Here is a 9,157-nt window from a genome sequence, read left to right as displayed (position 1 = left end):
GGTCAACCCGGCGCCGACCTCCTGGGCCGCGGTGTTCACCGACGCGGCCAAGTACGCCGGCAAGGTCACCGCGTACGACTCGCCCATCTACATCGCCGACGCCGCGCTGTTCCTGATGAACACCAGGCCGGAACTGGGCATCAAGAACCCGTACGCGCTGGACGACAAGCAACTGGCCGCCGCGGTCGAGCTGCTCAAGGCGCAGAAGCCGCACGTCAGCGAGTACTGGTCGGACTACCTCAAGGAGGTGCAGTCCTTCAAGAGCGGCAACTCGGTCATCGGCACCACCTGGCAGGTCATCGTCAACACGGCCACCGCCGAGAAGGCGCCGGTCAAGGCGGTGCTGCCGGCCGAGGGCTCGACCGGCTGGTCCGACACGTGGATGGTCGCCGCGAAGAGCGCGCACCCCAACTGCGCGTACCAGTGGCTGAACTGGATCGTCGGCCCGACGGCCAACGCACAGGTCGCCGAATACTTCGGCGAGGCGCCGGCCAACCAGAAGGCGTGCGCGCTGACCAAGGACAAGAACTTCTGCGAGACCTACCACGCCGGAGACGCCGCGTACGCGGAGAAGATCTGGTATTGGAGCACGCCGATCCCGCAGTGCCTCGACGGGCGCACCGACGTCACCTGCACCGACTATGCGGCCTGGACCCGGGCCTGGACCGAGATCAAGGGATAGCCGGCGGTGACGCTCCAGGACACCCGCCGGCGCCGGTTGTCGGCCCGGCTCACCCGGTCGCCGCGCACCCGGCTGGCCCTGCTGCTGTCGGCGCCGCTGCTCTGGCTCGGGCTCGCCTATCTCGGGGCGCTGGCGGCGTTGCTGGTGACCGCGCTGTGGAGCACGAACACGTTCACCGGGGCGATCGAGCGGGTGTGGACCCTGGACAACATCCGGACGGTGCTGACCGACTCGGTGTACCGCTCGGTCACGATCCGCACCATCGGGGTGGCGGCCCTGGTCACGGTGATCGACGCGGTGCTGGCGCTGCCGGTGGCGTTCTTCATGGCCAAGGTCGCCGGCCGCCGCTGGCAGCCGCTGCTGGTCGCCGGCATCCTGCTGCCGCTGTGGGCGTCGTACCTGGTGAAGGCGTACGCGTGGCGCAGCATGTTCGGCGGGGGCGGGCTCATCGACTGGGCCGGCGCGCCGTTCGGGATCGGCTCGCCCGGGTACGGCCTGACGGCCACCGTGTGCACGCTGGCGTACCTGTGGCTGCCTTACATGGTCCTGCCGATCTTCGCGGGCCTGGAGCGCCTGCCGGACTCCCTGCTGGAGGCCGCCGGCGACCTGGGCGCCCGGCCGGGGCGCACGATCCGGACGGTGGTGCTGCCCCTGGTGTTCCCCGCGATCGTCGCCGGGTCGATCTTCACCTTCTCGTTGTCGCTCGGCGACTACGTGGCCGTGGAGATCGTCGGCGGCACCAAGCAGTTCCTCGGCAACCTGGTCTACGACAACATCGGCGCGGCCGGCAACCAGCCGCTGGCCGCCGCGGTCGGCCTGGTCCCGGTGGTGGTCATGATCGTCTACCTGTTCCTGTCCCGGCGGGCCGGCGCCCTGGAGAATCTCTGATGTACCTGACCCGAGGCATGCGCATCGCGTTGCGCGTCATCACCGCGATCGTGCTGGCGGTGGTCTACGTGCCGCTGGTCGTCGTGGTGATCAACTCGTTCAACAGCGACCGGTCGTTCGGCTGGCCGCCGGCCGGCTTCACCGGCGAGTGGTGGTCGCGCGCCGCCCACAACGCCGGCGCGCTGGACGCCCTGCGTACCTCCGTGGTCGTGGGCCTGTTGTCGACCGCGGTGGCGCTGGTGCTGGGCACGCTGGCGGCGCTCTCCCTGCAGCGGTACCGGTTCTTCGGCCGGGAGGCGGTCTCGCTGCTGGTGATCCTGCCGATCGCGCTGCCGGGCATCGTCACCGGCATCGCGCTGAACAACGCCTTCCGTACGGTGCTCGGCGTGCCGCTGTCGCTGTTCACGCTGGTGGTGGCGCACGCGACGTTCTGCGTCGTGGTGGTCTTCAACAACGTGATCGCCCGGCTGCGCCGCCTCGGCGGCGACCTGGAGGAAGCGTCGATGGACCTGGGCGCCGACGGCTTCACCACCTTCTGGCGCGTCACGTTCCCGCTGCTGCGCACGGCGCTGCTGGCCGGCGGGCTGCTGGCGTTCGCGCTGAGCTTCGACGAGATCATCGTGACCCGCTTCACCGCGAGCCAGAGCACCACGACTCTGCCGATCTGGATCCTGGACAACCTGTTCCGCCCGAACCAGGCCCCGATCGTCAACGTGGTGGCCACGATCCTGGTGATCGCCTCGGTCCTCCCGATCGCGATCGCCCAGCGGTTGTCCGGCGACCCCTCCGGCGGCCGGGTCTGAGCACGCCTGCCGGGCCTCCTGGCCGACCGGGCGTCCTGGCCAACCCGGGCGCCCGGGTCGGTTGGGCGGTGCCCGGGTCGGTTGGGCGACAAACCGCTTGAGGCCGGTCTGCGGCAGTCCTTGACTGAAGTCCTTGACTGATCGCTGAGGGACTCGGCGGTGGGGAGAGGACCGGAAGATGGCCGACGTGCGGGACTTCGACGCCGCCCAGGGCGCCGCCGGCCGCCTGGAGCTCCTGGCGGTCGTGGGGTCGCCTGCCACCGTGTGGCGCCGCGCGGAGATCAGTCCGGGCGGCTCGTGGACCGGCTGGGAAGCGCTGGGCGACACCGTCGGGCCGTTCGACGAGGTGAACGTCGATACGGCAGCCGACGGGCGACTGGCCGCCGTGGTCAAGGACGCCGTGACCGGCACGGTTCTGCACGCCTCGGAGATGGCACCCGGTGGGCCGTGGTCCGCCTGGACGTCTCTGGACACCCCGCCCGGCCGGCCGGGACATCTGCACTCGCTGAGCGTGTACGTGACGAAGAACCGAACCCGCACGGTGCTGGTCGGCAAGGACGACGGGCGAGCCTGGGGAATCTGGCAGCGCCGGGAGCTGTCGGGCGTCGACTGGTCCGAATGGGCGGAGCTGAGCCGGCCGCTCGTCTGGGACGAGGGCGGACCCACCGCCGTGACGGCGGCGCTCAACATCGACGGTCCGCTGGAGGTGTTCGCGCTGGTTCCCGGCATGGGCACCGTCACCATCTGGCATTGCTGGCAGCCCGCTCCCGACGACATGTTCTCCGAGTGGGAGCCCATCGGTGACTCCGGGCCGGTGCCCGGCAACGGGACGCCCGGGCGACCGGTCATCTACCACGACGTCGACTACCAGCTCGGGCTCCTCGTCACCTCCGGCGGGTCGATGTACCACTGCTGGCAGGCGATCACGAGCGACCCGGAGTCGTGGACGGCATGGCACGACGTCAGCGCCGCGGGGGTCCTGCTGGGCACGCCGGCCGCCGTACGGGAGTTGTTGTATCCCGGCGTCACCGTCGTGGCGCCCGGCGCCGGGAACGGCGGTCTCTGGCAGCGCCAGCGGGAGAGCTCCGGAGCCTGGACCGCCTGGACGGCGATCCGGGGATCGGAGTCCAGCGCGTACGACCGGGTCCGCCTCAGCTGGGGCATCGGGCGAATACTGCACCTGTTCGCGCGGAATGTGGACGGGAGCCTGCACCTCTACCGGAGACCGCCCGCCGGCGACTGGTCGTTCGTCGAGGGCTGGCCGGAAGACGTGCCCGCGACCGGCCCGTAGTGCCGCTGCGGGCCGCGAGGAATCTTCGGCGACCTGGCGAAGGGCCACTACTTCACCGGACACCGGTGAAGCAGTGGCCCTTCGTGGCTGTCAGGCGGTGAACCGCACCCGGCGCCGGCGGACCAGCAGCAGGCCGATCGCCCCGGCGAGCAGCAGCACCGCGCCGCCCGCGCCGAGCAGGCCGGCGTTCGCGCCGGTCACCGCGAGGCCGCCGCCGGAACCGCCGGAGAGCTCGACCGCGATCTTCGCCGTGTCGTTGCCGCCGTCGCGGTCGATCGGGTCTTCGTCGACGAAGGCGTTCTCGTTGATGGTGACCCGGCCGGCCGCCGCGGACGGCTTCTCGCGCACCTGGAAGGTGAAGTCGAACAGGGCCGAGGCCTTCGGCTTCGTCGTTCCGCCCGTCAGCAGGCACAGGTACTCCGACGCCCCGGTGAGGTCCTCGGCGGAGTCCTCGGGCTCGAATTCCTCGTCGGAGCTCAGCGGGAAGCAGCGCTCGTCGACACCCACCGCCTTCACGCCGGCCGGTACGCGGATGTGCGTGCCGGGGTCGGTGTTGGTGAAGGTCGAGTGGTAGAGCGTGCCCGGGCCGTTGTTGGTGAAGCCGACCCGGGTGCGCACCTTGTCGCCCACGTCGCCGGTGATGGTGGCGCCGACCGCGGCCATGTCCGGCCGGCGGCTGCCACCGACGACGAACTCGCTGATCAGGGCGTTGTTCTCGGGCTTGGTGTCGACCTGGTTCGCCGCCGCCCGCTTCGCGGCACCCGATGCCGGCACCGGCCGCAACCGGACGGGCGCCCCGGTGCCCTTGGGGCCGAACACCTCATCGTTCAGTTCGGACACGATGCCGATCAGTTCCTTGAAGTCGGACGGGGTGTGCCAGGAACTGAACACCTCCGCACTGCTGCCGGCGGCGGCATCGGCCGGGATCTTCAGCCGCATCGGCGCCGACAGTTCGTAGGTCGTGCCGGTGGCCAGCTCGTCGTCGAAGGTGCAGAGGGTCAGGAAGCCGTACCGGCAGTTGCTGAAGCTGTCCTTGGACAGGCTCGGGTCCAGGCCCACCAGGATCAGCACCACGCTCTTGACCGGCTTCGTGCCGGCGTTGGAGACCCGCGGGGCGGCGTCGACGTTCGCGCCGGGCGCCACCGTACGGGGGGTGCCGAGGACCGCGGCCAGGTCGACGCCCTCGCCGATGGTGACCGTCGAGGAGGTGGTGACCGCGGGGGCGTCGTCGAGCCGGACGCTGAACTCGAGCTTGCCGTCGGCGTCCTGTGCGACGCCGGCCTTCGCGGCCACCTGCAACGCGACCAGGGGCACCAGGTTGATGCCGGGCTCAAGCTCGGACGGGCCGGTGAACGTGCAGGTGATCACGGCGCCGCTGGTGGCGCAGGACTGCTCCTCGCCGTTCTCGAAGTCGCCGACGCTCGTCACGGTCACGATGTCCGCGACGTCGGCGGTGTCCACCCGCACCGTCATCTTGCCGATCGGCGCCGGCACGTCGCCCGCCTTGTCCGGCACGGTGATCCAGGCGTACAGCGGGCTGACCTTCGGGGCCGGTGCGACCACCGAGATGTCAGGGAAATACAAGCGCACGGCGGGATCCGCGGCAAGCGCGGGCGTCCCGGGTACGGCCACCGCCGCGGCTGCCATCAGGGCAGCCGCCGATCCGGTCAGCAGGCGGTGCAGGGCGCGGTGCATGGTGATGGTGTTCCTCCCCGTGAACGACAAAGCCGCGTGAGCATAAGCGGCAATGATCATCAGGAAACCCACCGTTCGGTCAGGATCGGCCCGCCGTTGACCACGAACGGCGGCGGGGCGCGGCGATGGGTGGGTCGCCGCGCCCCGCACTGAGGGCCGTTCCGTCGTGCCGGGCCGCCGCAGCTCTGCTTCCCGCTTCCTATCGGGAAGCAGAGCGGGCAACCCGCCGCAGCTCTGCTACCCGCTTCCTATCGGGAAGCAGAGCGGGCAACCCGCCGCAGCTCTGCTACCCGCTTCCTATCGGGAAGCAGAGCTGCCGGCTCGCGGCAGCGTCATGCCGCGCGGCAGGCGAGGGATGGCCAGGTCCAGTCACCGCCGTGCTGGACGGTGAAGCCGAACGTGTTGCCGGCGCCGTTGGGTCGTGCCGTCATCACCGTGCCGCTGCCGTCCCAGGTCACCGTGGCGTTCCAGGTGGCGATCACCTTCTGCGGGGCGCGGAAGGTGGCGGTGACGGTCCAGGTGTTCGTGCCGGTGACGCTCACCTGGCCGTTGAACCGGTCACTCCACTTCTGGCCCTCGGCGTAGGTCGCTGTGCAGGAGCCACCGGCAGGCGGCGTCGTCGGGGTGCCCGTGCCGTCGGGGGCGACCGCCCGGCCGGTGGTCGGGGAGATCATCCCGGCGCACAGGCCGCGGTTGCGCAGCCCGGTCACGATCTGCGGGATCGCGGCGATCGTGGTCGCGTACTGGTCGTGCATGAGGATGGTCTGGCCGTTGGTCAGCCGGCTCGCCGCCTGCACGATCTGCGCGGTGCTCGCGCCGTTCCAGTCCTGCGAGTCCACGTCCCAGGTCAGTGTGCGCAGGCCGAGCGCGGAGGCGGCCGACTGCAGCGTGGCGTTGGTTTCGCCGTACGGCGGCCGGAACAGTTTCGGCGTGCCGCCGCCGGCGTTCTGGATGGCGCTCTGGGTCCGCGACAGCTCCGAGGACATCTGGGCCGCGCTGAGGGTGAGCATGTGCGGGTGGGTGTAGCTGTGGTTGCCGATCCACATGCCGGCGTTCGCCTCCGCGGCCACCAGCGCGGCGTTGTTCGCGGCGTTCTGCCCCGTGTTGAACAGGGTGGCGCGCACCCCGGCGGTGCGCAGCGCGGAGAGCAGGTTGTTCGTGTTGCCCGGGTTGGGCCCGTCGTCGAAGGTCAGGCCGACGTAGCCGCTGGCGCAGTCCGCGCTCAGCCGCGCGGTGCCGGCCTGTGCGGTGGTCTCCAGGAAGGTCATCGAGGCCGCGGCGAGCAGGCCGGCGGTCGCGAGGAGGACGACGCCCCGTAACCGGGATCCCGGTCTCGGCCCGGAAGTTTTGCTGATCATGATGGGCACACCTCTCGGAGCTGGCGGGGAGCGGGCTCTGCAGCGATCGACGGCCGTCGTTTCGCCCAATGTTCTGCCGGGTTTCGACGCACGTCAATAACCTATTTCCGGAAGTTTGCCGCCATGTTTCGGAGCTTGGCGGCCATCCAATGCCAGGTCGAGACGGTGTTTTGCAAGGCCAGGCCCTCTTTGACCAATCTTTGGCGCGGCACTACGCCTCGGGATCGCCGAAAATTGCGCAGATGTTCCGGGACTCGGTTTCCCTGGCGGGAAGCCGCCGCGCGGGTCACGATGACCCGATGACCGTTCCCCGCCCGCCCGCGCCCTGGCTGATCCGGCCCGCGAAGCTGCCGGCCACCGCGCCGCCGCCGCTGACCGGCGCCTGGTCGCCCACCGACACCCGGCTCGACGACGTCGAACTACTGACGGTGCCCACCGGCCACGGCCCGGAGGACGTCGCGGTCGGCGGGCAGGGACAGATCTATTCCGGTACGCACGAAGGGCAGATCTGGCGCTGGCCGGCCGACGCGCACACCGGCGCCGTTCCGGACCTGATCGCCGACACCGGCGGCCGGCCGCTGGGCATCGAGATCGACCCGCGCGACGACAGCCTCGTGGTGTGCGACGCCTACCGGGGCCTGCTGCGGGTGACCGACGACGGCACCGTCACCGATCTGACCCACCGGGCCGGCGGCCGGCGCATCCTGCTGTGCAACAACGCGGCCGTGACCCGCGACGGCGTCGTCTACTTCACCGACAGCTCGGACCGCTTCCCGCTCTCGCACTGGCGCCGGGACCTGCTGGAACACCGGCCCAACGGCCGGCTGCTGGCCTTCGACCCCGCTTCGGGCCGCACCGACGTGGTGGCCGAGGGCTTCCACTTCCCCAACGGCGTGGCGCTCACCCCGCGGGAGGACGCGCTGCTGCTGTGCGAGACCGTCGCGCACCGCCTGGTGCGGGTGTCCTTGCCGGACGGCGTCGTGCGGGTGCTCGGCGACCTGCCCGCGTACCCGGACAACATGGCGCCGGTCGGCGACGGCACCTACTGGATCGCCCTGGCCAGCCCGCGGGTCGCGCTCGCGGAGCGGCTGCTGCCGCACCCGTGGCTGCGGCGGGTCGCCGCGGTGCTGCCGACGCGCCTGCAACCCCAGCCACTGCCGTACCCGATGGCCGCGCTGGTCGACGGCGAGGGAGCGGTGCTGCGGGTCCTGCACGGACCGGCGGGCCGCTACGTGATGGCGACCGGCGTCCGCCAGCACAGTGACACGCTCTGGCTGGGCAGCCTGACGGAGAAGGCGATCGCCCGCGTGCCGCTCTCGTAGCGATACAAACCATAATCAGGGCATTTGCCGCTATCCTGGATTCTCGCGCACGCAACCCCAGGGCGGCGAGATGACCCACGCACAACCGGACATCGCGATCCCCGAGGAACTGCAATGGGCCCTGTCCGAGGCCGGCAAGGAAGCGGTCGCGGTCGCCCCGGGCTGGTTCCGGGCCTGGCCCAAGGGCGACGAGAAGTGGTCCGTGGTGAACGTCCGGGTCGCCACCCAGGTCATCGTCAACCACAGCCGCGAGGATGAGCGCCATCCGAACGCCTGGACGGTGCGCGCGCTGTTCGCCGAGAAGGCGGTCGAGTTGCGGGTCGGACCCTACGACAACAAGACGCAGGCGATCTGGGTCGCCCACGCTATCCTCAGCCTGGCCTTCAGCGAACGCGGCGCCTGAGCCAAATCTGATTTCTCTGTGTCATCACACGCTCACTAAAAGTCATATTCGGCACTATCGCCGAATTCCCGAGGCCTAGACTCCGAGTACTACGCACGTGCGGACTTGAATTGGCCTCGCGTAGGGCAACAATCGACTCATGACGTACGGCAAGAAGGATCTTCCCTTCCCCTATTGTCAGGACTTTTCCGGCATCGTGACTCGCGTCAAAGGTGTCCGGGAGTCGACCCGTGCCGCCCTGGTCAACTCGCCCAAGGTCGCCTCCTACCTCAAGGCGGGTGCGAACCTGATCGAGCAGAACCTCGGCGCCAAGGATGCGGCGGTTCCTGTCGGCGAAGGCGGCCGGAAGCCGTACTGGTCGGGTCTGCGCTTCCTCACCGAGCGCGCCCTGTCCCGCGAGATGGAGAATCTCGAGCCGCCGTTCCTGCGCCAGAAGGGCGACGGTCCCTACCGCGCCACCTGGGCCAGCCACGACGACTACCTCAACGACCTGCTGACCTTCCTGTTCCACGCGATGAACTACGACCCGCAGTACGGCGCCGACCTGGAGACCCGCGGCGACTGGCTGATCAGCACCGAAGCCAGCTTCGCGAACGCCCTCGACCGGGCCATCTTCCACGAGTTGCAGGCGATCTGCCGGATGCCGCTGTTCCGCCTCCAGCTGATCATGGTGGCCACCGCCGACCGCAACGACGGCATCCACGACGCCATCGCC

Annotated in this window: 8 protein-coding genes and 1 pseudogene; 7 read left to right on the top strand and 2 right to left on the bottom strand. The window is 70.1% G+C overall.

The window, feature by feature from the left end:
• From DMB66_RS47170 to DMB66_RS47155, 4 genes are all read left to right on the top strand, one after another.
• The coding region (locus tag DMB66_RS47170; protein WP_125810641.1) for an extracellular solute-binding protein at nucleotides 1-682 on the top strand (682 nt) is incomplete at its 5' end.
• 6 nt (nucleotides 683-688) lie between these two features.
• On the top strand, nucleotides 689-1,570 hold the full coding sequence (locus tag DMB66_RS47165) for an ABC transporter permease (RefSeq protein WP_199753040.1): 882 nt from the start codon (nucleotides 689-691) through the stop codon (nucleotides 1,568-1,570).
• Nucleotides 1,570-2,373, top strand: coding sequence for an ABC transporter permease (locus DMB66_RS47160; RefSeq protein ID WP_125810640.1), 804 nt, complete (start codon nucleotides 1,570-1,572; stop codon nucleotides 2,371-2,373). Before DMB66_RS47165 ends, DMB66_RS47160 begins: the two co-directional genes overlap by 1 nt.
• Before the next feature lie 178 nt (nucleotides 2,374-2,551).
• Nucleotides 2,552-3,664 carry a hypothetical protein gene (locus DMB66_RS47155; protein ID WP_125810639.1) on the top strand — a complete coding sequence of 371 codons (1,113 nt, stop codon included), beginning with the start codon at nucleotides 2,552-2,554 and terminating at the stop codon, nucleotides 3,662-3,664.
• 90 nt (nucleotides 3,665-3,754) lie between these two features.
• Here DMB66_RS47155 and DMB66_RS47150 read toward each other — a convergent pair whose 3' ends face one another.
• Nucleotides 3,755-5,359: a hypothetical protein gene (locus DMB66_RS47150; RefSeq protein ID WP_125810638.1), complete on the bottom strand. Its 1,605-nt coding sequence runs from the start codon at nucleotides 5,357-5,359 to the stop codon at nucleotides 3,755-3,757.
• Nucleotides 5,360-5,691: 332 nt separating this feature from the next.
• Entirely contained in the window at nucleotides 5,692-6,717 is a 1,026-nt protein-coding gene (locus DMB66_RS47145; protein ID WP_125810637.1) for a polysaccharide deacetylase family protein, read from the bottom strand.
• Between the two features lie 299 nt (nucleotides 6,718-7,016).
• On the opposite strand from DMB66_RS47145, the gene DMB66_RS47140 reads away from it, so the two are divergent.
• From DMB66_RS47140 to DMB66_RS47130, 3 genes and pseudogenes are all read left to right on the top strand, one after another.
• Nucleotides 7,017-8,039, top strand: coding sequence for an SMP-30/gluconolactonase/LRE family protein (locus DMB66_RS47140; RefSeq protein WP_125810636.1), 1,023 nt, complete (start codon nucleotides 7,017-7,019; stop codon nucleotides 8,037-8,039).
• 70 nt (nucleotides 8,040-8,109) lie between these two features.
• Complete coding sequence (locus DMB66_RS47135) at nucleotides 8,110-8,442, top strand: hypothetical protein (RefSeq protein WP_125810635.1); 333 nt, start codon at nucleotides 8,110-8,112, stop codon at nucleotides 8,440-8,442.
• 139 nt (nucleotides 8,443-8,581) lie between these two features.
• Nucleotides 8,582-9,157, top strand: a pseudogene (locus DMB66_RS47130) (hypothetical protein); the annotation flags it as partial.

The sequence above is a fragment of the Actinoplanes sp. ATCC 53533 genome, assembly GCF_003947245.1.
Note: the sequence above shows the minus strand (reverse complement) of the source record. Positions and strands in the feature narration are given on the sequence as shown.

Excerpts from the sequence above, each read along its gene's own strand:
- DMB66_RS47160 (WP_125810640.1), top strand. The coding sequence starts at position 1,570 with ATGTACCTGACCCGAGGCATGCGCATCGCGTTGCGCGTCATCACCGCG.
- DMB66_RS47155 (WP_125810639.1), top strand. The coding sequence starts at position 2,552 with ATGGCCGACGTGCGGGACTTCGACGCCGCCCAGGGCGCCGCCGGCCGC.
- DMB66_RS47150 (WP_125810638.1), bottom strand. The coding sequence starts at position 5,359 with ATGCACCGCGCCCTGCACCGCCTGCTGACCGGATCGGCGGCTGCCCTG.
- DMB66_RS47145 (WP_125810637.1), bottom strand. The coding sequence starts at position 6,717 with ATGATCAGCAAAACTTCCGGGCCGAGACCGGGATCCCGGTTACGGGGC.
- DMB66_RS47140 (WP_125810636.1), top strand. The coding sequence starts at position 7,017 with ATGACCGTTCCCCGCCCGCCCGCGCCCTGGCTGATCCGGCCCGCGAAG.
- DMB66_RS47135 (WP_125810635.1), top strand. The coding sequence starts at position 8,110 with ATGACCCACGCACAACCGGACATCGCGATCCCCGAGGAACTGCAATGG.